The sequence below is a fragment of the Nonomuraea sp. NBC_00507 genome (assembly GCF_036013525.1).
GTDB lineage: Bacteria > Actinomycetota > Actinomycetes > Streptosporangiales > Streptosporangiaceae > Nonomuraea.
This window is the reverse complement of the sequence record NZ_CP107853.1, coordinates 7,167,812-7,192,224: the sequence shown is the minus strand read 5'-3', so window position 1 is coordinate 7,192,224 and position 24,413 is coordinate 7,167,812. Positions and strand designations below refer to the sequence as shown.

Sequence of the window (24,413 nt, the reverse complement as noted above, 5' to 3'; positions counted from 1 at the left end):
AGGATTGAGGACCGCAGCCTACCGTAACGGTTCGGCAATGTCACGGTAATCTTTCGGAAAGCTAGTCAGAAACTTTCTGACGCGAAGCGGTGGGGCGCCAGGGTGAAACGAAGGAACACCGAGGCATCGCGGCCATCCCTGCCGCTCGGGCCGCGGATGCCCTTGCCCGACGTGTATCGCGCGTATGTTCGACCAGAACGCTCAACACCGTTCGGAGCGTTCGGCTGAGCACCTGCAACACATGTTCAGTCCCTTGGAACGGTGTATGCCTGCACGTGTTAGGTCGCGGACGTCGTGGCGGAGCGGACCGTGACACTGACAGGCTCCGTACGCGAGATCACCGGCGCCGAGCGGCGGCTGACCACCGTCTCCATCGACCGGCGCTGAGCGAGCCCCGAACTATCGACAGGAGTGTTGAGATGACCCGCATGGACGCATTCAGGAACCGCGTCAGAGGTTTCGCCTTCGGCGGCGACTACAACCCCGAGCAGTGGGAGCCCGCCGTCTGGCGGGAGGACGTCCGGCTCATGCGCGAGGCCGGCGTCAACACCGTTTCGCTCGGGGTGTTCGCGTGGGCGTCGCTGGAGCCCGAGCCGGGCAAGTACGAGTTCGGGTGGATGGACGAGGTCATGGACCTCCTCCACGACAACGGCATCAGCGTCAACTTGGCCACCCCCACCGCCGCGCCGCCGGTCTGGCTCACCCACCTGCATCCCGAGGTGTTCCCGATCAGGGAGGACGGGCAGCCGTTCGGTTTCGGGAACCGGCTGCACTACGACCCGTCGTCGCCGATCTACCGGGAATAAGCGGCGACCATCACGACCAAGCTCGCCGAGCGGTATTCGTTCCATCCGGCGCTGGCGATGTGGCACATCAGCAACGAATACGGGCCGACGGCGTACAACGAGGCCGCGGCGGTCAACTTCCGCCGCTGGCTGCAGCGCAAGTACGGCGACCTCGACGCGCTGAACGAGGCGTGGACCACCCGGTTCTGGGGCCAGATCTACACCGACTGGGACCAGGTCGACGTGCCGCACATCCCCCGCACCTGGATGAACCCCACCCGCCGCCTCGACTTCAAGCGCTTCACCTCCGACGCGCTGCTGGAGTGCTACCTCGCCGAGCGGGACATCGTGCGCTCCTTCCGCGACGACCTCCCGGTCATGACGAACTTCATGCGGTTCTTCCGCCACGCCGACTACTGGAAGTGGGCTCCGGAAGAGGACGCCGCCGCGCTCGACATCTACCCGAACCCGGCCGAGCCCGACTCGCACGTGTCGGCGGCCTTCAACTACGACCTGTTCCGCTCCCTCAAGGGCGGCCGGCCGTGGATGCTGATGGAGCAGTCGAGCAGCGCCGTCAGCCAGTGGAAGCTCAACGTCGTCAAGGAGCCCGGGCGGATGCGGCTCGGCTCGCTGGCGGCGATGGCGCGCGGCGCCGACTCAGTCATGTTCTTCCAGTGGCGGGCCAGCCGCGGCGGCCAGGAGCGTTTCCACTCGGCGATGGTGCCGCACTCCGGGCCCGGCTCGCGCACGTTCAGGGAGATCACCGACCTCGGGCGGGAGCTGAAGCTGCTGGCGCCGGTGGCGGGCACGACCTCGCGGTCGGAGATCGCGATCCTGTTCGACTGGGACGGCTGGTGGGGGCTGGAGGAGGTCTTCGGCCTGCCGCGCAACGACTTCAGCTACACGGACACGGTGATGCGGCACTACACGCCGCTGTGGGAGCGGCACTACCCGGTGGACGTGGTCTCGGCCGGTTCGTCGCTGGACGGGTACAAGGTGCTGGTGGTGCCGAACGCGTACCTGATCGACGACGAGGGCGTGCGGCGCATCACCGAGTTCGCGCGCAACGGCGGGACGGTGCTCATGTCGTTCTTCTCCGGCGTGGTCGATGGCGACAACCGGGTGCGGCCGAACGGATACCCCGGCGCGTTCCGCGAGCTCATCGGCGCCAAGATCGACGAATACTGGCCGGCGCGGCCGCACGAGGAGTTCGCGGTCGACTTCGCCGACGGGCGGCGCGCGGCTTCCACCTGGTGGCGTGAGGACCTGCACCTGGAGAGCGGGACGGCCCTGGCGACGTACGGCGACGGGCTGCTGGAGGGGCAGGCCGCCGTGGTCGAGAACCGGTACGGCGCCGGACGGGTCGTCTACGTCGCCACGCTGCTGGAGCAGGCCGCCTTCGACGCGCTGGTGGCGCAGACGATGGAGGCGGCGGGCGTGCGCCGGCGCTTCGAGGGCGTCCCCGCCCACGTGGAGTGCTCCGTGCGGAGCGACGACGCCTACGAGTACGTGTTCCTGCTCAACCACAGCGGCGAGCTGGGCGCGTCCGTCCCCGTGGGAGGGGAGGGGACGGACCTGCTCACCGGGCGGCCCGTGTCCGGGGAGGTGGCGCTGGAACCCCTGGGGGCGGCGGTGATCCGGCGCGCCACGCCGTAACGACCCGCCCGGTCGAGACCCATCAATCGGAGAGGGAAGACGGAAGGCCGCATTGCCGAGCGGCGGGGAACCGGTGGCAGCAAGGGATCCTCCTGATGGCGCGTGCTTGACCAGGCGTCCACCGGGACGGATCTCCGGCCGCCCCGTGGCCGCGCCCCACGGCGGGCTTCTCCGGGCGCCGCCCGTCACCTCGCGCCCTTTTCTCCAGCCATTCCGAAATCCTGACGCTGCGGTGACCAGACCAGGGAAGGCCGGATCGCCGCAGGTTACAGCGCTGTTACGCGCATCCGTGTCGCTGCGCGTACACGACGTAGCGGCCCGATTCGAAATGCCGGAACTTCCGACTATGTCGAATAGTCGCCGATCCGTAATGCGATACATGGCTTTTTGTGGAGAAAAGGCCTTTGCCGCTGCTGGGGAGAACAAGCGGGCGGCCGTCGCTACGGTGGGAATTGTCCACAGCGCCGTCATGGAGTATCCCGGGAAACCGTGGCGCCGTCATGGTGAATCCGGGAGCCGTGCACGACGCTTCGGCGAGTCCCAGGCCGGTCCTGGACTCCTCCCCTCCAATCGGGAGCGATCTCATGCTGAAGCGACTTCTCGCAGCCACCGCCGTGGCCGCGTCCGCACTCGTCATCAGCGGCCCGATCACCACACAAGCCGCCAGCGCCGCCGACACACTCTGCACGACCGCCGAACAGCGTGCCGTGCCGGCACCCGCCGCGGTCAAGTGCCGCTGGAAGGAGAGGTACGGCAAATGGTGCAAGTTCTGCTACAAGTACGGCGGATGGAGGCTGTCATACTGCAAGTCGATCTGACGAAGGCAAGTAGCCGCTGGTGACTCATCCCGCCGGCACATTCCGGCGCCCCGCGAGAAACATCCTCGCGGGGCGCCCCCCGCGCGGGATTGTGCACCGAAATAGTCCAGAACGCAGGTACAACGAACCCGAGCTGATCGGGCACACGATCAAGCGCACCCAACTCGGGGCGGGGGACGTGTAGATGCTCTATCTGTATGTGATCTTCAGCCTGTCCCTGCTGGTACTCCTCGTGCTCGGTGTGGCGGAACAACGCCGGCACGACGCCAACCTGGACCGCATCCCGGTGCGGATCCTGGTCAATGGCATCCGCGGCAAAAGCTCCATCACCCGGCTGATCGCCGGAGCCCTGCGCGGCGGCAGGCTGCGCGTGATCGCCAAGACAACCGGCAGCGCCGCGCGCTTCATCCACACGGACGCCACCGAGGAGCCGGTGCATCGCAAGTTCGGCATCGCCAACATCGCCGAGCAGATCGGCATCGTGCGCCGCGCTGTCGCGGAGCACCCGGACGCGCTGGTCATCGAGTGCATGGCGGTGAAGCCGCCGTTGCAGGAGACCTACCAGGACAAGCTCATCCGCTCCACCATCGGCGTGCTGAGCAATGTCCGGGAGGACCACCTGGCGGAGATGGGCCCCACGCTGGACGATGTCGCGCGGTCGATGTCGCGCACGATGCCCCGCGGCGGCATCTGCGTCACCGCCGAACATGACCGCCGAACGGTGCTCGAGCAGGAGGCCGGGCGCCGCGACTGCCGGCTCCTTGTCACCGACGCCGGCGAGGTGAGCGAGGAGGAAATGGCCGGGTTCCGGCACTTCACCTTTCCTGAGAACGTCGCCATCGCGCTCACGGTGGCCGCCCAGGTCGGGGTCTCCCGCCGGGACGCCCTGCACGGCATGTACACCATGCAACTCGACCCCGGCGTGCTGACGGTCGAGCAGTACGACGTGCGGGGCGCGACCCTGCGCTTCGCCAACATCTTCGCCGCCAACGACCCCCGCTCCACGGTCATGAACTTCCATCAGCTCCTCGACCACGGCCACATCCGACCGCCGATTCTCACCCTCATCAACTGCCGGCCGGACCGCATCGAACGCAACGCCCAGATGGCCGAGATCGTCCCGGAGCTCGGCACCTCCAGGCTGTTCCTCATCGGCCACCCCACCCGATCCGCCCGCGCCGCAGTCCCCGCGGGCTGGAACGGAGAACTGGTCGACCTCGGCGGCCCTCACCGCGAACCCGAGCAGATCTGGAGCCAGATCTGCTCCCGCATCGACAGCGACGCCTCCGTGGTCGCCATCGGCAACATCCACGGTCAGGGGGAAAGGCTGCTCACGCACTTGCTCACCGCCGCCGCCCCGGCCGGAGCGGCCCGATGAGCCCCGCCGCCAGCTCCGTGCTCACCCCCGAGACGGCGGCCCTGGGGTTCGCGATCGGTCTGCTGTTCGCCCTGATCTGCTACCTGACCACCAACCTCTCTCCGGGCGGAATGATCAGCCCTGCCGGGCTGGCGATCACGCTCGTCGAGGACTGGCGCCGCATCATCGTGATCGCCTGCGTCGTGGCGCTCACCTGGGCGGGCACCGTGGTGGTCCAACGGTTCGTCATCCTTTACGGCAAACGGCTGTTCGCCGGCGCCCTCATGCTCGGCATCTTCCTGCAGGTGACGCTGTTCGCCTTCGTGCTCAGGCGGTTCCCGCTGCTGCTCAGTCACGAGACACTCGTCTTCCTCGTACCGGGTCTGATCGCGTACCACCTGGTCCGGCAACCGGTGGTCCCCACCCTGATCTCCACGACCTTCGTCACCGCAGTCACCTACGCCGTCCTGGCGACGGGCATCCTGCTGCACCTCCTTGGCGCCTGACGGCCGAATCAGACGTGCACCCCGCATCGCCACCTATCCTCGCTGGTGAGGGCTACACAGCAAGGACAGGACATGGCCGCTTCGCAGCGGTCTGATCAAGGACCGAAGGTTCATCGGAGTCATTCCAGCCATGACGGGGGTTCGTAGACGTCTCGGGGCCGCGGCAGCTGCGGCCTTGGTGGGTGCGGCGTTGCTGGTCTCGCTGCCGGCGCGACAGGCGTCAGCCGCATCCCCGTTGACCTGCCTGCCCACGGTTCCGCTCTACGGGGTCGATCAGGGCGGGGACCTGACGTGGCATGGCCATCGGGACGGCGCCGACGGCAGCGCATCGTGGGCGCCTGGTAGCGGCAGGAAGGTCGGTCATGGGTGGGGGCGCTTCGTCTCGATCGTCTCCGGCAGGGACGGCGTGATCTATGCGGTCGACGGATCCGGTTACCTGCGGTGGTATCGGCATCTCGGCGCGGCAACCGGCGCCGAGCAGTGGGCGCCCGGCTCCGGCAGGGTGATCGGACAAGGCTGGGGCGGCTACGTCGAGGTGACCACCGACGGCTCGGGCGTGCTCTACGCCCTGGACAGGCAGGGAAACCTGCACTGGCACCGGCACCTGTCGCCGGTGCGGGGCGGCAACGCCTGGGCCGAGGGCAGCGGCAAGATCATCCGCTCCGGATGGAACGCGATCACGCGACTGATGACCGGAGGCGATGGCGTGCTCTTCGGCGTCAACACCAAAGGACACATGCGGTGGTACCGCCACGCCGACCCTGGAGGCGGCGGTCCGTCCTTCAGCACCGGCACCGGGCTGGTGACCGGTGAAGGCTGGGGCGGCTACCGCGACCTGGCCGGCGCCGGTGCCGGAGTCTTCTACGCGGTGGACCCGAGCGGCAGGCTCTGGTGGGAACGGCACGCCGACCCGCGGGCAGGCGCACCCGTGTGGCAGGCGCGCCGCCAGGTGGGCAGTGGCTGGAGCGGCTTCACCGCCGTGTTCGCGGGCGACGCCTCGTGTTCGGCCAGTTCCTTCACCGGCTACGCCGCTGGCAAGCATGGACAGACGATCTACTACCAGGACGGGCAGGCCGGCGCGGTGCTCACTCTCCGCGCCCGTACCGCGATTCTGTACGGCTCGCCACGCAAGTTCGCCGAAAGCACCACTGACGCCACCGTCTCGACCCGAGCATGGGTACGCCTGCTCCCCGAGCCCTGGACGCCGTCGGCCGATTGGGCGTCCTCCTGGCTGTCCGCCACCATCGGCAGCACGCAGGACGATCTGCTCGAGATCGCCACGCAGTACATCACGGGGGCACGCGACCAGACGAAGGAGGGGCAGCGATACGCCGGCGATGCCCACTACGGCCCGGTCGGCGAAGACGGCCCCAACGAGGGGTCCGACTTCAACGACTACCTGGGGCTGGACTGGACGTACGGCGAGAAGGTGGATCGGGCCGAGCCGGAGCAGAAGGGTGCGCTCGACTGTTCGGGATTCGTCCGGATGGTGTACGGCTACCGCGGCGGTTACCCGGTGGCGATCGGCACCCCGGCAGGCACCGCTCTGCCACGACGAGCCGTGCAGATGCACGCCTCCGCCCTTGGCGTGGGCGTGGCCGACGGCGGCACCGCCAAGCCGGGCTCCTACGCCGACCTGCAGCCGGGTGACCTGCTGTTCTGGGATGCCAGCACCGATGACGGCGCCGACATCGACCATGTGGGCATCTTCCTGGGCATCGACTCTGAGGGCGGGCACCGCTTCCTGTCCAGCCGCAAGGTCGTCGACGGCCCGACCTTGGGCGATCGGGGAGGGCCGTCGCTGCTCGACGACGGCACGCTCTATGACCGAACTTGGCGCGCGGCCAAGCGCCTCTGACTCGTCGGCGCGCGGCCGAGTCCGGAACGTTCAGCAGGCAACATGGCCTCCCGGTGCCACAGCCCCCGGCAGGCGCGCGCGCCCGACCTCCGGCGCGACGCCCGGTCAGCGAGCACCGGCGCGAAACCTCCGGCGCAACGAAGCCTCAGCGGGCACGGATGAGCGGGCACGGCACCGCGACCGTCAGCGGGCGCGTCACCTTCTGCGTGGCAGCCCTTGGTGGGAGCGGGCAGCCGACCTCCACCGTCGCAACGCCCCTCCGTAGGCGGGGACTGCGGCGTGGCAGTCGCCCGGAGGAGGCCGGTCGGTCACGGGGACGGCTCGAGCCAGGCGTCCACCTCGGTGCGTAGGCGGGACTTGAGCGGCTCGGGGGCGAACGAGGCGTCGATCGAGGCCCGGGCCAGATCGGCCAGGTCGTGGTCGTCGTAGCCGAAGACGTCGCGCAGGCGGGCGTATTCGTCGGCGAGCGCCGTCTCCCCGTCGGTGTTGACGGTGACCGCCAGCCCGGCGGCCCGCAGCCGCGGCAGCGGGTGGGCGGCGAGCGAGGGGACGAACCCGAGCAGGACGTTGGACGTAGGGCAGACCTCCAGCGGGATCCCGCGCTCACGCACCTCCGCCACCAGCGTGTCGTCGTCGAGCACCCGGATCCCGTGCCCCAGCCGCTCGGCGTGCCCCAGGTCGAGCGCCTCGCGGATGCTGGCCGCGCCGGCCGCCTCCCCCGCGTGGTGCGTCAGGCGCAGCCCCGCGTCCCTGGCGGCGTCGCACACCGCCGCGAACGGGGCGAGCGGGTGGGCCTCGTCGCCGGCCAGCCCCAGGCCGATGACGGCGTCGTAGCGGGTGGCCAGCTTGAGTGTGCGCCACATCCGCTCGACCGGCCGCCGCCTGGAGTGGTCGAGCAGCACCCGCCACTCGATCCCGTGCCTGGCCCCGCCCTCGGTCAGCCCGTCGAGCACCGCCTCCAGCGGCATCTCCGGCGCCCCCAGCCGCTCGCCGTGGGAGGCGGCGGTGAAGGTCACCTCCACGTAGCGGGTGCCCTGCGCGGCCTCGTCCTCGCAGAACTCCACCGCGATCCGCCTGAAGTGCTCGGCCGTGCGCAGCAGCTCCCGTACCCGGGCCCGCGCGTCGCCGAACTCCCTGAAGCTCTGGAAGCCGTTCTCGGGCTCGCGCGATCCGCCCAGCTCACGCGCCGTCTCCGGGCGTACGGTGCTTTCGAGGTGCACGTGCAGGTGGGCTTTGGGCAGTGACCGTACGTCTCTCACGCCCCAACCTTAGAAACCCGCCCCGCCCGCGCGCACTCCGTTTTCACGTGGCGGTCTTCTTGGTGAGGCGCATCTTGGACTGCTTGTGCGGCAACCGTTCCCAGTCTTCCATGAACGTCGCCGTGAATCCGTGCTTCTCGGCCAGGGCCGCGAGCGTCTCAGTGCGGTAGTAGAAGTCCTCCCGCAGGACCTGGTGCTCCTTGCCCTCGGTCCGGTCGAAGGTGAAGTCGAACCAGGCGTTCGGCTTCATGACGCGGCCCACGTGCGCGAAGCACTCCTCGATGACGTGCAGCGGCGAGTGCGAGAAGACGCTGTGCGCGTGCACGACGTCGAAATGCCGGTCGGGCAGGAACGCGAAACGCAGATCGCGTACCGGAGTCAGATACGGCAGTTTGTCGCGCAGGCCGTGCCGGACGATGGTGTCCTGCGCCGCCATGAGGATGTCGGGCGAGATGTCGATTCCGTAGTAGTTTCCATCGTGCAGGTAGTCGATGAACAAATGCCCCGCGCGCAGGTTGCCGCAGCCGATTTCCAGCATGCGGCATTCCGGCTTGAGCCCGTGTTCGACGAGGTAGTCGAATTGCATGCGCCCGAGCGCCAGCCAGCGTTTGTGGGTGTGCGAGCCGACCGCGCCCTCGGGGTCGCGCGCGGTGTCGGACTTCATGACCGCCCGGTAGTAGCCGACATGATCGCGGGTACGCAGCCGGAACCACGTGTCACGCGCCAGCCGCCGCAGATGGGGGGCGATCTTGTGGGGATTTTTGAACGCGTAGGCCGCCTGGTGGACGACACTGGAGCGGGTGCGTTTCACCCTTGGAATCTAGGCCAGCCGCCGTGCCGGTCAAAGGCCCCATGCGACACTCTTGGGTTTTCGTTTACGCAGCCTTTCTCCCGACCAGCGGACATTTCCCGATCAGCCGCCCCAGAAAGGTGCCGCCACCCCCAAATTGATCACTTGTGCGGCACCCGGGGCATTCGATCGGATCATCAACCCGATCGTCGAAGAAGATCAGCTGAGATAGTCGCGCAGCGCCAGCGAACGCGACGGGTGGCGAAGCTTGGACATCGTCTTGGCCTCGATCTGCCTGATGCGTTCGCGGGTGACGCCGTAGACCTTGCCGATCTCGTCCAGCGTCCTCGGCTGTCCGTCGGCCAGGCCGTACCGCAGGCTGATCACGCCTGCCTCCCGCTCGGAGAGCTGGTCGAGCAGGGAGTTGAGCTGCTGCTGGAGCAGGGTGAACGAGACCGCGTCGGCCGGGGAGACGGCCTCGGTGTCCTCGATGAGGTCGCCGAACTCGCTGTCGCCCTCCTCACCCAGCGGCGTGCTCAGGGAGACCGGCTCGCGGCCGTATCCCTGGACCTCGATGACCCGTGCCACCTCCAGCTCGGTCTCGGTGGCGATCTCCTCCGGGGTGGGCTCGCGGCCGAGGTCGCTCTGCAGGCGGCGCTGCACCCTGGCCACCTTGTTGATCAGCTCCACCATGTGAACGGGGATGCGGATCGTACGGGCCTGGTCGGCCATGGCCCGGGTGATGGCCTGCTTGATCCACCAGGTCGCGTACGTGGAGAACTTGAAGCCGAGCCGGTAGTCGAACTTCTCGATCGTCCGGATCAGGCCTAGATTGCCCTCCTGGATCAGGTCCAGGAAGAGCATGCCGCGGCCGGTATAACGCTTGGCGATGGAGACCACCAGCCGCAGGTTGGCCTCCAGCATGCGGCTCCTGGCGCGCTCGCCGTCGTCGGCGATCCACTCCAGATCGGCACGCAGCTCGGCGGGCAGCCCCGGCTCGGTGTCCAGCCGCTCCCTGGCGAACAGGCCGGCCTCGATGCGCTTGGCCAGGTCGATCTCCTGCTCGGCAGTCAGCAACGGGACGCGCCCGATCTCCTTCAGGTATGCCTTGACCGAGTCCGCGCCGACGGTCCCGCCACCGTCGGCAGTGTTGTCGTCCACTTCGAGAACCTCTGCTGCTTCGGACAAAACTCACTCCTCGCTCGCGTTGGATGGACGCACTAAGTTTGGGTCGCGCCTAACTTTAGGTTGAACCTTCGCCTTGGTCAACCTAAAATAAGGTCGAACCTAAAAATTTATGGAAGACTGTGGCTATGAGCATCGACACCTTGGGCTTGCGGGAACAGAAGAAGCGAGAGACCAGGCAGGCCATCTCTGACCACGCTACCCAACTGTTCCTGGAACGTGGCTTCGACCGGACGACGATCGCCGACATCGCCGCCGCGGCCAGGGTGGCGAAGATGACGGTGACGAACTACTTCCCCCGGAAGGAGGATCTGGCGCTCGACCACCACGAGGCTTTCGTGGCGGGGCTGGCCGAAACCGTGGCGGGGCGCGCACCGGGCGAATCGGCGCTGGATGCGGTGCGGCGGGCATACCTGGGGGCGCTGGAGCGGCGTGATCCGGTCATCGGCTTCACCGGGCAGGACTTCGCCCGGATGATCGCCGACAGCCCGACGCTGGTCGCCCGCCTTCGCGACCTCCACGACCAGCGCGAAGAAGCCCTCGCGGCCCAGCTCGCCACCGAGCCGCCTACCATGGCCACCCCGGCCACCACCCCCACGCTGGCCACCCCTGCCACGCTGACCACTGCGGCCACTTTGGCCACTCCGGCCACGTTGGCCACGTCGGCCACCATGGACGACGGGGGCAGCCAGCTCGCCGCACGGGCCGTGGCCGCGCAGCTCGCGGCGGCGGATCGGCTGCTCTTCCGTGAGCTGCAGAGCCGCACCCTGGCCGGGGATGACGACGACACGATCGCCGCCGCCCTCGCGGAATCCGCCCAGCATGTCTTCACCCTCCTCGAACCGGCCATCGGCGAGTATGCTCGCCGCTGACCCGCCACGCCCCACTGCTGCGTTCCGGGCTCTCATCGTCTGAGCCCTCAGGCCACCACACCCGGCCCTCGCCGTATTGAGCGCCCGGCCGTCACCGATTGAGCTCGCCGTTTTGAGTGCCCGGCCGTCACCGTTCGAGCTCGCCGTTTTGAGTGCCCGGCCCTCACCGTTTGAACTCGCCGTTTGAGCGCCCGGCACCGCGCAGGCGCGTGCGCCATAGAGCCACGCGAACCGTCGTCCGTGGCGCTCCGCGTGCGCCGAGTCCTGGCGACGGGCACCCACGACATGACGCAGCACCGCGCCAGCACGCGCGACAGGGTGCGGCACCACGCCGGGCACACGCGACACGACACAGCACCGCCAGCACGAGCAACACGGCACCATCGCCAGCACAAGCAACGTGACGTAGCACCGCCAGCATGCGCAACACGACACGGCGCCGCCGGCACGCGCAAGACGCGGCACCGCCAGCAGGCGCAACACAGCGCAGCACCGCCAGCACGCGCGACAGGGTGCGGAACCGCGCCGGGCACACGCGACACGGCGCAGCACCACCGGCATGCGCACCACCACGCGGCCGGTCCGTCCATGGCGCCGCCGGGGCGGGCCGAAGGCCTGGTGGAGCAGGCGGCGCAAGAGCCCCTGAAACGCCGTGCCCCGTCAGCGGCCCAGGCTCTCGACGTAGGTCGCCGCCTCCGCCATCAGCCGCCGCCACACCACCTCGTCAGGCTCGCGTAACGCGACCCATTCCCGCATCTGCCGTGACCCCATCCGAAGGACCTCGGCCGTCCCTTCACCCACCAGCTCCCCGGCCCGCGCGGCCGGCAGCTTGAGCACGACCCGGTCCCGGGAGAAGAACGCATACGCCTTCCCCCCGACCTTGAGCCCGTCCGCGTGGAGCATGCGCCCCATGCTCACGTCGGGCCTGGCGAGGTGCTCGGCGACTAGGTCGTCGTAGAGCTCCTGGGCGCTAGCCATGCGATGCTCCCATCCTCGACACCCGCGAAGGCCATCAGGCGCGCTGCTTCGGCGGCCAGCTCCTCCATCACGCCGTCGGACAGCGGGTGGAAGGGCTCGACTGTCAGCACGCCGTCCTTAAGGTCCCACATGCCACCGACAGTTCCGTCGACGAGGAAGGTGGGGTAGATGACCGCGCCCACGCACACCGCCTTGCGTTGCTCGGCGGTCATCAGGCGGCCGCGGTCGGCGTAGGCGACGACGAGGTTGTCGAACCAGGGCAGGAACCGTACGGGGGCGGGCACGTCCTCCTCGGCGAGGGGCGCGTCGGGCAGGTCGTAGAGGACGCGACCCTCGGTGTCCTGATATTTCCGTAAGTGGGACATGCCCTCCACGACCGCCCGCAGCCGCGTCAGCCCCGACCACATCTGCACGTCCATCACGCTCGCCGGCCCGTACGCGGCCAGATACCGCTCCACCAGCCGCTCCACCGGTGCGGTGCCGTCCAGCGGCCGCCCCAGCCACTCCTCGGCCAGCGTGAACGGCGTGGCCCCGCCCTTCCCCCAGATCCCGTTCGGCGGCGTGTGCACGATCGGCAGCAGCAGTTGTGCCGACCAGCTCAGCGCCATCGGATCCGCCTCGGGCCACCGCTCGCGCAGCAGGTCACGCAGCTGGGGACGGGTGAGCGTACGCCCGGCCAGGTGCTCGCGCGCCAGCCGGGCCAGCTCCTCGAGGTCCACGCCGCGCGTCACCCGTCCGAAGGCCGCTTGCCTGCCCCTGGACAGGATCACCTGCATCAGCGGCCGGATCCACACGTAGTCGCCGGCCAGCGCCAGGTGCTGGGTCCCGCGCAGCAACGATCCGCGTACCACCTGCTTGCCGTACAGCAGCGAGGCCAGGTCGTCCTGGGTGAAGGCGGCCAGGCGCGTCCACAGACCGATGTACGGCGCGTCGATCTCTTGCCCCTGCACCGCGACCAGCCGTTCGATGGCCTGAACGGGCTTCATGTCGGCACGGCGCAACAGGAGCTGGCGGTCGAGCGTGGTGCGGTTGAGCACCCGGCGATTCAGGATCATGAGTCCAGCCTAGGGACCAATGCGGCAAGGTTGATTCCGCGATTCGAGGTCAGTGTGGCAAGGCCGCCTCGGCCTCGCGGAGTTCCTGGAGGGCGTCGCGCAGGTGCCGGGTCAGCTCCCAGGCGTCCGGGACCATGCGCCGGTCGGTGACGACGCCGATGTCGAGCGAGCCGTCGTAGGAGAACGCGGTGATGTTGACGCCGCCGCTCACGTCCGTGATCACGGAGACCGGGTAGTGGGTCAGCAGCCGCCCGCCGCACACGTACAGGGGGAACTGAGGGCCGGGCACGTTCGAGACGATGACGTTGATCGGCGGGGCGGTCTCCCCCACCAGCCCGAACGCCGACCTCGACGCCAGCCCCATGAGCGCGGCCGGCATCGACTCGCTGAACTCGCGCAGCCACCGCGCGGGCGCCAGCGAGAACCTGTCCTTGATCCGGTGCATGGCCTGCCGCACCTGGTGCAGCCGGGCGACGGGGTCGGCGACGTGCACCGCGAGCGGGGCCGTCATGATCGCCACCTGGTTGCCGCGTCCCTCGACGCCGGCTTCCCGCAGCGAGAACGGCACCCCCGCCACCAGCGGACGGCTCGGCAGGCTGCCGTGCGCGGCCAGCCACCTGCGCAGCGCGCCCGCGCACACGGCCATGACCACGTCGTTGACCGTGACCCCGAACGCCTTGCGCACCTGCTTGATCTCATCGAGCGGCAGCGACACGAACGCGAAGCGCCGGTGCTGGGACACGGGGCCGCTGAACGGGGTCCTGGGGGCGGGCAGCATCGGCAGCTCCGGCGCCTGCCCGGCGCCGGCGAGCTTGCGGGCGAGCCCGGAGACGAGATGGCTGCCCGGGAGCCGGGACACGACGGGGATCTCGTCCAGGTGCGGCACTGCCCGGGCCGCGAACCGCACCGCCTGGGCAGGGTTGAGCGCCAGCCTGGCCAGCCCGCGTGCCATCATCTCCGCCCGCCCGGGCGGCGGCTCGTCCCGCTCGGGCGGGACCGCGGGCGGCGGCGCGGGCTCGGGGCTGACGTCGAGCAGCGCGGCCAGCACATCGGCGCCGCCGATCCCGTCCACGGCCGCATGGTGGATCTTGGTGTAGAGGCCCATGCGACCGCCGGACAGGCCGTGGATCAGGTAGATCTCCCACAGGGGGCGGCCCCGGTCGAGGCGGCGGGCGTGCAGGCGGGAGACCTGCTCGGCGAGCTGCCGGTCGTCGCCGGGCGGCGGCAGGCCGATCTCGCGTACGTGGTAGTCGAGGTCGAGATCGTCCTCCTCCATCCAGTACGGGTGGTCGAGACCGAAGGGCACCGGGGCCAGCTTGCGCCGCAGGGCGGGCACGTACGGGAGCCGCCGTTCGAGCAGGTCCTGCAGGTCGGCACGGTTGAGGTCGCCGTCGAGGATGGCGAGGCCGGCGATGTTGGCCACGTTCGTCGCGGTCTCGAAATGGAGGAACTGCGCGTCCAGGGCGGAAAGCTGCGGCATGGGGACACCTCCGCCCCGAACCAATCAGACTCCGCCCGTCACTTCAAGGGACAGCGTGCCCGCCTCGGGCTCGGCGAAGGCCAGCATCCGCAGTCCTGCTTCCTCGAGCGGCTCCAGCGGCGTCGGGGTGAACGGGCTGAGGAGCAGCCTGGCCTTCTTGCCCGAGCGCTTGATCTGCCAGGTGCCGGCCACGAACCCGTCGACCAGGTAGACGGCCCTGACCCGCAGATTCTTGGTGGTGACCAGGCCCTTGTATGCATCAGGGACCACCCGGGTGCGGTCGGCGTAGCCGAGGACGAGCGTGTCGAAGTCGGGCAGGAACCGCACGGGCGCGGGCACGTCCCCGCCCGGCCTGGGCGCGCCGGGCAGGTCGAACAGCTCCTTGCCATCCGGTCCGGCGAGCCGGTCCAGATTCATTCCCGACATGACCCGCTTCAGGCCGCCCAGCCCCGACCAGGTCTGCACGTCGGCGGGGGTGGCGGGTCCGAAGGCGGCCAGGTACCGCTCGATCAGCGTCTCGGGGCCGGCCGGGTCCGGCTCGATGCCGGGCAGCCCGAAAGCCGACTCACGCGGGTAGCTCCACCGGTCCTCGGTGGGCACCATGACCAGCGGCGTCAGCATGCGGACCGCATACCCCAGAGCCCGGTCGTAGGCGTCGGGAAACTCCTCCTGCAGCCGCGGCCGCAGCTCATTGAACGTCATGGGACCGGCGGCGAGCAGCCGGTCGGCGGCGGCCACGACGGCGTCGAAGTCGATCTCGTCGAAGCGGCGCGCCGCGGCGGCCAGCATGGGCGTGAGCAGCGGCCGGAACGCGGCGAAGTCGGTGGCCGTCACCAGGTGCAGCGTGGCCCTCCACATGGTGGCGCGCACCACCGTGCGGGCGTGCAGCGCCGCGTGCAGATGATCGCGCTCGAACCCCTCCAGCCTCGACCACACCCCGAGGTAAGGCGGGCGCGGCTCCTGCGCCTGCAGCCCGGCCAGACGCTGCACGATGTCGGTAACATCCCCTTTGTGACGTTCCAGGAGATGCTGCCGGGCCAAGGTGGCACGGTTGAGGTCGCGGAGGGTGAGCATCTACATATCATGCCTTTCCCCATTAATTCGGTGCGCGCCTCTTACCCCGCTCTGACCGACGGCTACGCCTACCTCGACGGAGCGGCCGGCACCCAAACCCCCCGATCCGTGATCGAGGCCATCTCCGACGCCTACCGCAGCGGGATCGGCAACGTGGGCGGCGCCTTCCCCGCCAGTCACCGCTCCGACGCCATCGTGGCCGCCTGCCGCGCGGCCGTGGCCGACCTGGTCGGCGGCGACCCCGGCGGCGTGATCCTCGGCCCGAACATGACCACCCTGACCTACAACCTGGCCAGGGCGATCGCCGGCCCCGGCGACGAGGTGGTGGTCTCCAGGCTCGACCACGACGCGAACGTCCGCCCCTGGACCCAGACCGGCGCGACCGTCCGCTGGGCCGAGGTGGACCCGGTGACCGGGGAGCTCCCGGTCGAGCAGTACGCGAGCCTGATCGGCGAGCGTACCCGGGTGGTGGCGGTGACGGCGGCCAGCAACATCCTGGGCACCCGCCCCGACGTGCCCGCCATCGCCGAGCTGGCGCATCGGGCGGGCGCGCTGATGTACGTGGACGGCGTGCACGCCACCCCGCACGGCCCGGTGGACATGCGGGCGCTGGGCGCCGACTTCTACGCCACCAGCGCCTACAAGTGGTCGGGCCCGCACATCGGCGCGGTGGTGGCCGACCCGGCGCTGCTGGAGACGCTCCGGCCGGACAAGCTGGCCTCGTCGCCGGACACGGTGCCGCAGCGGTTCGAGCGGGGCACGGCGGCGTTCGCCGACCTGGAAGGCGTGACGGCGGCCGTCGACCACCTGGCGGCCATGGTCCCGGGCGCCGGCACCCGCCGCGAGCGCCTGCTCACCTCGATGACGGCGGCGGAGGAGCACGAGCTGGAGCTGTTCGCGGTGCTGCTGGCAGGGCTGGAGACGATGCCGCACGTCACGGTGTACGGCAAGCCGGCCAGGCGCACCGCCACCGCGTACTTCACCGTGGCCGGGCACACCCCGCGCCAGGTTGCCGAGCACCTGGCGGGGCTGCGGGTGAACGTCTGGAACGGGCACAACTACGCCTGGGAGCTGACCGGCGCGCTCGGCATCCGCGACTCGGGCGACGCGGTGCGCGCCGGGCTGGTCCACTACAACGACCGCTCCGACGTGGACCGGCTCCTCGAAGGCGTCGACGCTCTAAGATCGTCGGGGTGAGCCTGCCTGCCGTCCCTGATCTGGCGGCGCCGCCGGTCGAGCCGGCGCGCGACCCCTACCACGTCTACCTCGACTCGCTGACCAGCCTGGAGTCGCGCCGCACCATGCGCGGCTGCCTCGACCGGCTGGCCCGCCTGCTCACCGGCGACACCGCCGCCACGGGCGCGGGGCAGCCGTGGCATCTGCTGCGCTACGAGCACACGGTGCGCATCCGTACGATGCTCACCGATCAGGGGTGGTCGGCGGCGTACGTCAACAAGCACCTGGTGGCGCTGCGCCGGGTGCTGAAGGAGGCGTGGCGGCTGGGGCAGACCAGCGCCGAGGACTTCGCCCGCGCCTCCGACCTGGCTCCGGTACGGCAGAGCCGGCTGCCGACCGGGCACCACGTGCCGCCGGAGGTGGTCGGCGCGGCCCTGTCCGCGTGCGACGACTCGCCCGCCGGGGTGCGGGACGCGGCGCTGATCGCCGTGCTGTACTCCACCGGATGCCGGCGGGCCGAGCTGGGCGGGCTCGCGCTGGCCGACTACGATCCGGGGGCGCGGTCGCTGCGGGTGCGCGGCAAGCGGGACAAGGAGCGCCTGGTCTACCTGACGACCGACGCGATCGGGCTGGTCGAGCGGTGGCTGGCAGTCCGCGGGGCCATGCCGGGGGCGTTGTTCAGCCCGATCAGCACGGCAGGACGCGTGCGGGAGCGCGACGGCCGTCCGGTGGGCCTGACCGGGCAGGGCATCGCCGACATCCTGGCGCGGCGGCTGGGGGCGGCGGGGGCGGCGCGGCGTACGGCGCACGACTTCCGCCGCACGTTCATCGGCGAGCTGCTGGACGCGGGGGTGGACCTGGCCACGGCCCAGGCCCTGGTCGGCCATTCATCCCCGGCCACCACGGCCCGCTACGACCGCCGCCCCGAACGCACCCGCCGCGACGCCGTCGACCGCCTCCGCCTCCCCACCGCCCGCCCCCTCGCCTGACCCGGAACGCCGCCGCGCCCGGCAACACCAGTACCCGCGGCTGACGTCAGAGCGGTTCGATGACGTAGGGGACGCCGGTGAGGCGTTCGGACCGCTCCCACAGCTGAGCGGCGAGCGTGGTGTCGCACGAGGTGCGGCTTGAGCGGACCAGCGACGCCGGGGTGAGCCGCCACCGAAATGGTCCGCCATCCCGCCGCGGACAGCCTTCGTTGGAGCTCGTAGGCGAACAGCAGGTTGGCCGGCTTGGACTGCGCGTAGGCCAGCCACCGCTGGTAGCGGCGGCGCTCCCAGTTCAGGTCGCCGCGGATCCTGCCGAGCACGTGCAGGCCGCTGGACACGGTGACGACCCGCTCGCGCACGTGGTTGATCAGCGACGTCGAGGCCATCGGCAAAGGCGCGCACCGACGCGGGTCGTTTCCGCGCCGAGTCCGCTGTTCGCGCCAGTGACGATCACCGTGCGCCCGTGCTGGCCGGGGACGTCCGCCGCCGTCCATCTGAGCATGTCGCGTCTCCTCCGCCGTGCATCAGCGCGGCAAGTCTCGCGGCTCGGGCAATCCAGACGCTACACCTGGGCGGACGCGGCTCGACATGGCGGCCCGCTCCGGTGTGTGATGTGGTTCCCGCCGAGAGGAGCCGTCCGTGACCTCGCCCCAGGACTCGCCCGGAGGCGACGATCGGCACGCCGACGCGCAGCGGCCGCCACGTCCGCCCTCCGGTCAGCGGGCCATTGATCAGGTCGTGTCGATCGTCGGGTTCGTCTGCGCAGCGGTGGCCGTGCTGTTCACCCCGGTCCTGTTCGGCCTGGCCGGCATCGTGCTGGGCGTCGTCGGCCATGCGAGGGGCGAGCCTCTGGGCAAGTGGGCCGCCGTGGCGGCCGGCGTGGGCATGGTCATCGGCACCGTCCTCAGCTTCGCCCTCGAGAGCATCGTGTCCTGATTTCTCGGAAGAATTTCCGAGGCGGTGTCGATTCCGGCCCGGGTCGTGCGTCATGGTTGCGACCCAAGAGGAGGAAACCATGAAGTACGTGCTGTTCGTCGCGGGAGACGAACGCCCCTGGGCCGAGGCCGGGCCGGAAGAGCGCAAGCGCATCTACGAGAAGTGGGGCGAGTTCGACCGGCTCCTGAGGGAGCGGGGCGCCGGGTTGTACGGCAACGAGCTGGCCCACTCCTCGACCGCCACCACGATCAGGAAGGACGGCGACCGAATCCTGATCACCGACGGCCCTTACGCCGAGACCGTCGAGCAGATCTCGGGCTACATGGTGGTCGAGGCCGCGGACCTGGACCAGGCGATCGAGCTGGCCACCGCGATGCCGTCCGACGTCGAGATCCGCCCCGTTCCTGAGGAGGCGTCATGAGGTATGTCCTGCTCATGTACGGCGACGAGACCGACGGGTCGGGCCCGGCCGAGCAGCAGTACGCCGCCCACGGCGCCTTCATCGAGCTGCTCAAGTCGCGTGGCGCCTACCTCCACGGGGAGGAGCTGTCCGGGCCGGGCCGGGCGGTCAGCCTGCGTAAGAAGGCCGGCGAGGTGCTGCGCACGGATGGGCCGTTCGTCGAGACGACCGAACAGGTGGGCGGCTTCTACCTGATCGAGGCCCGTGACCTCGACGAGGCGATCGAGCTGGCCAAGCAGTGCCCGGAGCGGATCGTCGAGGTGCGGCCGGTGGCCGAGTACACAGGATGAACGCGGTCGAGCAGGCGTACCGGCGGCAATGGGCGCGCCTGCTCGCCCTGCTCACCGCCGAGCTGCGCGATCTGGACCTGGCCGAGGAGGCGTTGCAGGACGCGTTCACCGCGGCGGTCTCGGCGTGGCCGCCGGTGCCGGACAATCCGCCGGCGTGGCTGCTCACGACGGCGCGCCGGCGGGCGGTGGACCGGTTGCGGCGGGCGGAGGTGGCGGCGCGCAAGCTGCCGCTGCTGATCGTCGAGGAGGGGCCGGCGCCGCCGGACGACCGGCTGCGGCTGATCTTCACGTGCTGCCATCCCGCGCTGTCGATGGAGGCCAGAGTGGCGCTGACGCTGCGCTGCGTCGGCGGTCTCACGACGCGGCAGATCGCCCGCATGTTCCTGGTCAGCGAGACGACCATGGCGGCCAGACTGACCCGCGCCAAGAAGAAGATCAGCCACGCGGGCATCCCGTACCGGGTGCCGTCGGAAGCGGAGCTGGCCGAGCGCCGCGACGGGGTGCTGGCGGTCATCTACCTGATCTTCACGGAGGGGTACGCGGCGACCGAGGGCGAGCGGCTGATCCGCGACGAGCCGGCCGCCGAGGCCATCGCCGTGGCCCGGATGCTGGCCGAGCTGATGCCCGCCGACACCGAGGTACGCGCCCTGCTGGCGCTGATGCTGCTGCACCACGCCCGCAGGGACGCCCGCGTGGACGCCGACGGCCGGCTCGTCCGGCTGCCCGATCAGGACCGTTCGCGGTGGCGGCAGGACGAGATCGCCGAGGGCCTGGCGGTCCTGACCCCCGGCCCGCCCGGCCCTTACCTGCTGCAGGCCGCCATCGCCGCCGAGCACGCGGCGGCCGCCCGCCCGCAGGACACGGACTGGATCGAGATCGCCGAGCTGTACGAGCTGCTGGAGCTGCTGACGGGCTCGGCCGTGGTGCGGCTGAACCGGGCCGTCGCCGTGGCGGAGGCGTACGGGCCCGAGCGCGGCCTCGACCTGCTCGCCGGCCTGGACGACGCGTTGCCCCGGCACCACCTCCTGCCCGCGACCCGCGCCGACCTGCTGACCCGCCTGGGCCGCATGGAGGAGGCGGTGGCGGAGTACGGCCGGGCGCTGGACCTGGTGGGGACCACGCCGGAGCGCGAGTTCCTGCGCTCGCGGCGGGCCACGGCCCAGGAGGCACTCGGCCGGTGACCCCCGAAACGTGACGGGAGCGCCGGCCAGGCCGGCTCAGGTGGTGGCCGGGGCGACCGTGGGCGACAGGCGCGCCGGCTCAGGTCGTGGCCAGGGCGACCGTGGGCGACAGGCGCGCCGGCTCAGGTCGTGGCCAGGGCGACCGTGGGCGACAGGCGGGCCGCCCGCATGGCCGGGTAGATGCCCGCGGCCGTCCCGATGAGCAGGGTCGCCGCGATCGCGCCGCCGATCGCCCACGGCGGCACCACCGGCGGCCAGTCCCGCGACACGGCGTACCCCGCGGTGGCCAGCGCGCCGAGCATCGCGCCCACCACCCCGCCGAGCGCCGACAGCAGCAGCGACTCCGACAGGAACTGCAGCCGCACCTGGCCCCGGGTGGCGCCGAGCGAGCGGCGCAGGCCGATCTCCTTGCGGCGTTCCAGCACCGAGATGACCATGGTGTTGGCCACGCCCACCCCGCCCACGAGCAGCGCGACCGCGCCCAGCCCCAGGAGCAGGTTCGTGAACGCGCCCGCGGCGGCGGCCTTGGCCTCCAGCGCGTCGGACGGCCTGCTGACCGAGACCTCCTCGGGGTTCGACGGGTTGACCGTCCGCGGCAGCACCGCCCGCACCGACTCCACGGACTCGTCGGAGGAACGTTCGTAGATGGTCGTCGGGTAGCCGTCGAACCCGAGCAGTTCCTCGGCGGCCGGGAACCCGACGAGGGCCGAGCGTTCGATCTCCGGCGCGAGCGGCATCGGTCCGAGTATCCCGATCACGGTGAACCAGCGCCCGCCCATCCACACCTGGACACCGGTCCTGGCCAGCCCGAGCCGCTCGGCCGCCGCGGCGCCGAGCACGACGGCCGGCTGTCCGGCGGTGGCGTCGTTCAGCCAGGTGCCCTTCACCACGGCGCCCTCCAGCGTGGTCAGCAGGCCGGTGCTGGCCGCCTGGACGGAGATGCCGCCGGTGACCGACTCGGGGATGTGGTTGGTGCGCCGTACGCTGGCCTCCACGCTGCCCGTGGCGGCCGCCGTGCGGACCGGGCCGATGCGCTGGACCATGGCCAGCGCAGTGGTGGGGAGTTTGGCGTCCTCGCCGAACATGGTCCGGCCCGGGGTGACGGTCAGCAGGTTGGTGCCGAGCCGGTCGAGCTGGCGCAGGAGCTGCTCGCGGGAGGACGAGGAGATCCCGATCACGGCGATCATGGTGGCGATGCCGATGGCGATGCCGAGCGCGGACAGGATCACCCGGGTGGGACGGGCGCGCAGCCCGGCCGCGCCGACCCGCAGCACGTCACCGGGGCTGAGCCGCCCGGGGGCGAGCCGTTCGCCCGTTGCCGGCCGCCCGTCGCGGCGCCTCATCGCCCGGTTCCCTTCAGCAGCTCGACCGGTCCCCGGTCGTCGTGGTCGTGGCCGTCGACGACCAGGCCGTCGCGCAGGCGCACCTGGCGGTGGCACCAGCCGGCGATCTCGGCGTCGTGGGTGATGACGGCGATCGTGGTGCCGGACTCGTGCAGGCCGGCCAGGACGGACAGCACGTCGGCGCCGGCCCTCGAGTCCAGGTTGCCGGTGGGCTCGTCGGCCAGCAGCAGCGGCGGGTCCCCGGCCACCGCGCGGGCGACCGCCACCCGCTGCTGCTCGCCTCCGGACAACTCCGACGGTGTGTGCCGCAGCCGGTGGCCGAGCCCGACGCGTTCCAGCGCCGCGGCTGCGCGCTCGCGGCGGGCGCGCCGGTTCGTGCCGGTGTAGAGCAGGCCGTCGGCCACGTTGTCCAGAGCGCTGACGCCGGGCGCCAGATGGAACTGCTGGAAGACGAAGCCCATGTGACGCGAGCGGAGGGCGGACAGCTCGCGGTCGGACAGGGCGGCGACGTCGTGGCCGGCGACGCGTACGGTGCCGGTGGTGGGCCGGTCGAGCGTGCCGATCATGTGCAGCATGGTCGATTTGCCAGACCCGGACGGCCCGATGATGGCGAGCAGCTCACCACGGGCGATGGTCAGGTCCACCCCGCGCAGCGCGTGCACGTCGCCGGGGTAGGTCTTGGTCACGCCGGCCAGTTCCACGATGGCGGTCATGAGGCGGGCACCCCGACCTTCATGCCCTCGGCCAGCCCTTCGCCGTCGATCTCCACCATCCCGCCGCCGAACGCCCCGGTCTCCACCGCCACGATCCTGGTGGCCGGCCCCTCGACGACCTCGACGCCGAACCCGCCCTCGCGCAGCGCCAGCAGCGCCTCCACGGGCACGGCCAGCACGTTCGCGTGCCGCTCGCTCTGCATCTCCACCTCGACCGGCGCCTGGTCCAGCTTGGTCTTCGGCGTGGTGGCCAGCGTGATGTCGACGTCGATGGTCGTGCTCGCGTCCTGGTCCTGGCCGGAGGTCTCGGCGACCGTGCCGACCGACGTGATCGTGCCGCTCGCCTGCTCGCCGCCGGGCAGCGTCACGCCGACCTTGGCGCCCTTGCGGGCCAGCGATTGATCGCCGGTGTCGAGGTCGACGTGGACGAGCCGGCGGATGCCGCTGACGGTGAGCACCTGCTGCCCCGGCGCCGTCTTGGCGCCGACCTCGGCCTTGGCCTCGGTGACGCGGACGGCGGCGGGCTGGAACACGACCTGGGCGGCGTCCACCTGCCCGGTCTCGGCCAGCCCGCGATCCTCCTGCCACTCCTTGACGGCCTGCGCGGTGGCGTAGCTGAAGTGGTCGTCCACCGTCAGGTAGTCGCCGTAGCCGAGCGCTTTGAGGTTGCGTTCGAGCTGCTCCACGTCGGGGCCGTCGGACATGCCGCGCTGCAGGGTCCGGTACAGGGGCAGCTTGCCGTACATCAGCACCAGGGGCCTGCGGTCGACCTTGAGCAGCGGGCGGCCACGGCGGACCACCGTGCCCTGGCCCGCGACCCACGTCACGGTGCCGGAGGCGCCGGAGGCGAGCTGCCGCTCGCCCGCGTACGTGAGCGAGCCGCTCACGGTCTTGGTCTCCACCAGGTCCTGCCTGGTGATCTCGGCGGTCGCCGGCACCGGGGACGCGGTCGGCGCGGCCGCGCCGGTGCCGGCGTCGCTCAAGACCGCCACCGCGGTCCACGTGGCGGCGACCGCCAGGACGGCGCCGCCACCCAGCAGGAGGCCCTTGCTCACGGCTTGCCCCCGCGGTTGACGAACCCGCCCTTGCCGCCCGGTGCGTGCTCCTTGCAGGCCTCGTGCGCGGCGTCCATCTTCTCTTTCGAGCCGCCCTGCATCTTGATGCGCATCGGCTCGCCCGGCTTGGGGTCGGGCATGTCGATCCCGTGCTCCCGCATGCACTGCGCGAACTTGACCATCTGGTCGTAGTCCTCCGCGCTGGGCTTCTCGCCTTCCGGTATGGCGGACTCCATGAGGTGCTCGCACGCCTTCTGCGCTTTATCGGCCTTCTCCGGGGTCACTCCACGGGGGAGGCTGATCTGGAGACCGCCCTCGTCCATCTTGGGGTCGGGCATGTCGATGCCGTGCTCGCGCATGCACTTGGCGAACTTCAGCGCCGCCTGCTGTGGGTCCGTCTTGGCCGACGGGGACGCCGTGGGATCGGCGGACGCGGCGCCGCCGTTCGCGCTGGCGACGCCGTCGTCCTTGGCAGCGGTGCCACCGCACGCGGCCAGCGCCAGCGCAAGGGGGACGGCGACCAGTAACAACCTTGGGGTCATGGTTTCGCTCCTCAGCGCCGCGGGTCCGTCGCCCCCGGCGCGGCCCTACTCCAGC

The 24,413-nt window shown here is 70.7% G+C and carries 22 protein-coding genes and 2 pseudogenes; 13 read left to right on the top strand and 11 right to left on the bottom strand.

The genetic code is table 11. The annotated features are described in order from the left end of the window. Nucleotides 1–419: 419 nt before the first annotated feature. The 6 genes and pseudogenes from OHA25_RS34600 to OHA25_RS34575 all read left to right on the top strand — a co-directional run. Nucleotides 420–2,213: pseudogene (locus tag OHA25_RS34600) on the top strand (beta-galactosidase); the annotation flags it as partial. Further along, nucleotides 2,208–2,441: a Beta-galactosidase C-terminal domain gene (locus tag OHA25_RS34595; RefSeq protein WP_327591084.1), complete on the top strand. Its 234-nt coding sequence runs from the start codon at nucleotides 2,208–2,210 to the stop codon at nucleotides 2,439–2,441. The pseudogene OHA25_RS34600 and the gene OHA25_RS34595, both read left to right, overlap by 6 nt. 584 nt (nucleotides 2,442–3,025) lie before the next feature. Then, the gene (locus tag OHA25_RS34590; protein ID WP_327581108.1) at nucleotides 3,026–3,259 is read left to right on the top strand and encodes a hypothetical protein; all 234 of its coding nucleotides are present in this window, start codon (nucleotides 3,026–3,028) and stop codon (nucleotides 3,257–3,259) included. Nucleotides 3,260–3,443: 184 nt separating this feature from the next. Then, on the top strand, nucleotides 3,444–4,637 hold the full coding sequence (pgsB, locus tag OHA25_RS34585) for a poly-gamma-glutamate synthase PgsB (protein WP_327581107.1): 1,194 nt from the start codon (nucleotides 3,444–3,446) through the stop codon (nucleotides 4,635–4,637). After that, complete coding sequence (locus tag OHA25_RS34580; protein WP_327581106.1) at nucleotides 4,634–5,122, top strand: poly-gamma-glutamate biosynthesis protein PgsC/CapC; 489 nt, start codon at nucleotides 4,634–4,636, stop codon at nucleotides 5,120–5,122. The genes pgsB and OHA25_RS34580 overlap by 4 nt, the downstream gene beginning before the upstream one ends. A gap of 130 nt (nucleotides 5,123–5,252) precedes the next feature. Then, nucleotides 5,253–6,980 carry a tachylectin-related carbohydrate-binding protein gene (locus tag OHA25_RS34575; protein ID WP_327581105.1) on the top strand — a complete coding sequence of 576 codons (1,728 nt, stop codon included), beginning with the start codon at nucleotides 5,253–5,255 and terminating at the stop codon, nucleotides 6,978–6,980. Nucleotides 6,981–7,288: 308 nt separating this feature from the next. On the opposite strand, the gene add is transcribed toward OHA25_RS34575, so the two are convergent. The 3 genes and pseudogenes from add to OHA25_RS34560 form a co-directional block, all read right to left on the bottom strand. After that, nucleotides 7,289–8,239 carry an adenosine deaminase gene (gene add, locus OHA25_RS34570; RefSeq protein WP_327581104.1) on the bottom strand — a complete coding sequence of 317 codons (951 nt, stop codon included), beginning with the start codon at nucleotides 8,237–8,239 and terminating at the stop codon, nucleotides 7,289–7,291. Nucleotides 8,240–8,282: 43 nt separating this feature from the next. Next, a complete protein-coding gene (locus OHA25_RS34565) occupies nucleotides 8,283–9,050 on the bottom strand; it encodes a class I SAM-dependent methyltransferase (protein ID WP_327581103.1) in 768 nt (255 codons plus the stop codon). 198 nt (nucleotides 9,051–9,248) lie between these two features. After that, a pseudogene (locus tag OHA25_RS34560) lies at nucleotides 9,249–10,199 on the bottom strand (RNA polymerase sigma factor); the annotation flags it as partial. A gap of 143 nt (nucleotides 10,200–10,342) precedes the next feature. Here OHA25_RS34560 and OHA25_RS34555 point away from each other — a divergent pair. Then, a complete protein-coding gene (locus OHA25_RS34555) occupies nucleotides 10,343–11,086 on the top strand; it encodes a TetR/AcrR family transcriptional regulator (RefSeq protein WP_327581102.1) in 744 nt (247 codons plus the stop codon). 660 nt (nucleotides 11,087–11,746) lie between these two features. On the opposite strand, the gene OHA25_RS34550 is transcribed toward OHA25_RS34555, so the two are convergent. The 4 genes from OHA25_RS34550 to OHA25_RS34535 are packed head-to-tail and all read right to left on the bottom strand — an operon-like array spanning nucleotide 11,747 to nucleotide 15,673. Beyond that, entirely contained in the window at nucleotides 11,747–12,064 is a 318-nt protein-coding gene (locus OHA25_RS34550) for a hypothetical protein (protein ID WP_305917210.1), read from the bottom strand. Beyond that, complete coding sequence (locus OHA25_RS34545; RefSeq protein WP_327581101.1) at nucleotides 12,031–13,119, bottom strand: winged helix DNA-binding domain-containing protein; 1,089 nt, start codon at nucleotides 13,117–13,119, stop codon at nucleotides 12,031–12,033. Before OHA25_RS34545 ends, OHA25_RS34550 begins: the two co-directional genes overlap by 34 nt. Nucleotides 13,120–13,168: 49 nt before the next feature. Continuing rightward, nucleotides 13,169–14,599 (bottom strand): WS/DGAT/MGAT family O-acyltransferase, encoded by a 1,431-nt coding sequence (locus OHA25_RS34540; RefSeq protein ID WP_327581100.1) that lies wholly within the window; start codon nucleotides 14,597–14,599, stop codon nucleotides 13,169–13,171. A gap of 24 nt (nucleotides 14,600–14,623) precedes the next feature. After that, entirely contained in the window at nucleotides 14,624–15,673 is a 1,050-nt protein-coding gene (locus OHA25_RS34535) for a winged helix DNA-binding domain-containing protein (protein ID WP_327581099.1), read from the bottom strand. Here OHA25_RS34535 and OHA25_RS34530 point away from each other — a divergent pair. From OHA25_RS34530 to OHA25_RS34505, 6 genes are all read left to right on the top strand, one after another. Beyond that, nucleotides 15,626–16,870: a cysteine desulfurase-like protein gene (locus OHA25_RS34530; protein WP_327591083.1), complete on the top strand. Its 1,245-nt coding sequence runs from the start codon at nucleotides 15,626–15,628 to the stop codon at nucleotides 16,868–16,870. The two genes, OHA25_RS34535 and OHA25_RS34530, sit on opposite strands and share 48 nt — an antisense overlap. After that, a complete protein-coding gene (locus OHA25_RS34525) occupies nucleotides 16,867–17,838 on the top strand; it encodes a tyrosine-type recombinase/integrase (RefSeq protein WP_327581098.1) in 972 nt (323 codons plus the stop codon). The genes OHA25_RS34530 and OHA25_RS34525 overlap by 4 nt, the downstream gene beginning before the upstream one ends. Nucleotides 17,839–18,477: 639 nt before the next feature. Then, entirely contained in the window at nucleotides 18,478–18,774 is a 297-nt protein-coding gene (locus OHA25_RS34520) for a hypothetical protein (protein WP_327581097.1), read from the top strand. Between the two features lie 79 nt (nucleotides 18,775–18,853). Further along, entirely contained in the window at nucleotides 18,854–19,195 is a 342-nt protein-coding gene (locus OHA25_RS34515) for a YciI family protein (RefSeq protein WP_327581096.1), read from the top strand. After that, entirely contained in the window at nucleotides 19,192–19,524 is a 333-nt protein-coding gene (locus OHA25_RS34510; RefSeq protein WP_327581095.1) for a YciI family protein, read from the top strand. Before OHA25_RS34515 ends, OHA25_RS34510 begins: the two co-directional genes overlap by 4 nt. Further along, nucleotides 19,521–20,705, top strand: a complete 1,185-nt coding sequence (locus OHA25_RS34505) for an RNA polymerase sigma factor (RefSeq protein ID WP_327581094.1) — start codon at nucleotides 19,521–19,523, stop codon at nucleotides 20,703–20,705. Before OHA25_RS34510 ends, OHA25_RS34505 begins: the two co-directional genes overlap by 4 nt. A gap of 122 nt (nucleotides 20,706–20,827) precedes the next feature. Here the strand turns inward: OHA25_RS34505 and OHA25_RS34500 are convergent, their stop codons facing one another. Genes OHA25_RS34500 through OHA25_RS34485 form a run of 4 tightly spaced genes read right to left on the bottom strand, consistent with a single transcriptional unit; the run spans nucleotide 20,828 to nucleotide 24,358 of the window. After that, nucleotides 20,828–22,048: an ABC transporter permease gene (locus OHA25_RS34500; RefSeq protein WP_327581093.1), complete on the bottom strand. Its 1,221-nt coding sequence runs from the start codon at nucleotides 22,046–22,048 to the stop codon at nucleotides 20,828–20,830. Next, a complete protein-coding gene (locus OHA25_RS34495; protein ID WP_327581092.1) occupies nucleotides 22,045–22,761 on the bottom strand; it encodes an ABC transporter ATP-binding protein in 717 nt (238 codons plus the stop codon). Before OHA25_RS34495 ends, OHA25_RS34500 begins: the two co-directional genes overlap by 4 nt. Beyond that, the gene (locus OHA25_RS34490; RefSeq protein ID WP_327581091.1) at nucleotides 22,758–23,816 is read right to left on the bottom strand and encodes an efflux RND transporter periplasmic adaptor subunit; all 1,059 of its coding nucleotides are present in this window, start codon (nucleotides 23,814–23,816) and stop codon (nucleotides 22,758–22,760) included. The genes OHA25_RS34495 and OHA25_RS34490 overlap by 4 nt, the downstream gene beginning before the upstream one ends. Beyond that, a complete protein-coding gene (locus tag OHA25_RS34485) occupies nucleotides 23,813–24,358 on the bottom strand; it encodes a hypothetical protein (RefSeq protein ID WP_327581090.1) in 546 nt (181 codons plus the stop codon). Before OHA25_RS34485 ends, OHA25_RS34490 begins: the two co-directional genes overlap by 4 nt. Between the last annotated feature and the right edge of the window lie 55 nt (nucleotides 24,359–24,413).

What these genes read in the sequence shown, in the direction of transcription:
- OHA25_RS34545 (WP_327581101.1), bottom strand. Translation starts at nt 13,119, where the DNA reads ATGATCCTGAATCGCCGGGTGCTCAACCGCACCACGCTCGACCGCCAG.
- OHA25_RS34500 (WP_327581093.1), bottom strand. Translation starts at nt 22,048, where the DNA reads ATGAGGCGCCGCGACGGGCGGCCGGCAACGGGCGAACGGCTCGCCCCC.
- OHA25_RS34535 (WP_327581099.1), bottom strand. Translation starts at nt 15,673, where the DNA reads ATGCTCACCCTCCGCGACCTCAACCGTGCCACCTTGGCCCGGCAGCAT.
- OHA25_RS34515 (WP_327581096.1), top strand. Translation starts at nt 18,854, where the DNA reads ATGAAGTACGTGCTGTTCGTCGCGGGAGACGAACGCCCCTGGGCCGAG.
- OHA25_RS34590 (WP_327581108.1), top strand. Translation starts at nt 3,026, where the DNA reads ATGCTGAAGCGACTTCTCGCAGCCACCGCCGTGGCCGCGTCCGCACTC.
- OHA25_RS34555 (WP_327581102.1), top strand. Translation starts at nt 10,343, where the DNA reads ATGAGCATCGACACCTTGGGCTTGCGGGAACAGAAGAAGCGAGAGACC.
- OHA25_RS34530 (WP_327591083.1), top strand. Translation starts at nt 15,626, where the DNA reads ATGCTGCCGGGCCAAGGTGGCACGGTTGAGGTCGCGGAGGGTGAGCAT.
- pgsB (WP_327581107.1), top strand. Translation starts at nt 3,444, where the DNA reads ATGCTCTATCTGTATGTGATCTTCAGCCTGTCCCTGCTGGTACTCCTC.
- OHA25_RS34540 (WP_327581100.1), bottom strand. Translation starts at nt 14,599, where the DNA reads ATGCCGCAGCTTTCCGCCCTGGACGCGCAGTTCCTCCATTTCGAGACC.
- OHA25_RS34580 (WP_327581106.1), top strand. Translation starts at nt 4,634, where the DNA reads ATGAGCCCCGCCGCCAGCTCCGTGCTCACCCCCGAGACGGCGGCCCTG.
- OHA25_RS34485 (WP_327581090.1), bottom strand. Translation starts at nt 24,358, where the DNA reads ATGACCCCAAGGTTGTTACTGGTCGCCGTCCCCCTTGCGCTGGCGCTG.
- OHA25_RS34595 (WP_327591084.1), top strand. Translation starts at nt 2,208, where the DNA reads ATGGAGGCGGCGGGCGTGCGCCGGCGCTTCGAGGGCGTCCCCGCCCAC.
- OHA25_RS34495 (WP_327581092.1), bottom strand. Translation starts at nt 22,761, where the DNA reads ATGACCGCCATCGTGGAACTGGCCGGCGTGACCAAGACCTACCCCGGC.
- OHA25_RS34575 (WP_327581105.1), top strand. Translation starts at nt 5,253, where the DNA reads ATGACGGGGGTTCGTAGACGTCTCGGGGCCGCGGCAGCTGCGGCCTTG.
- OHA25_RS34510 (WP_327581095.1), top strand. Translation starts at nt 19,192, where the DNA reads ATGAGGTATGTCCTGCTCATGTACGGCGACGAGACCGACGGGTCGGGC.
- OHA25_RS34550 (WP_305917210.1), bottom strand. Translation starts at nt 12,064, where the DNA reads ATGGCTAGCGCCCAGGAGCTCTACGACGACCTAGTCGCCGAGCACCTC.
- OHA25_RS34505 (WP_327581094.1), top strand. Translation starts at nt 19,521, where the DNA reads ATGAACGCGGTCGAGCAGGCGTACCGGCGGCAATGGGCGCGCCTGCTC.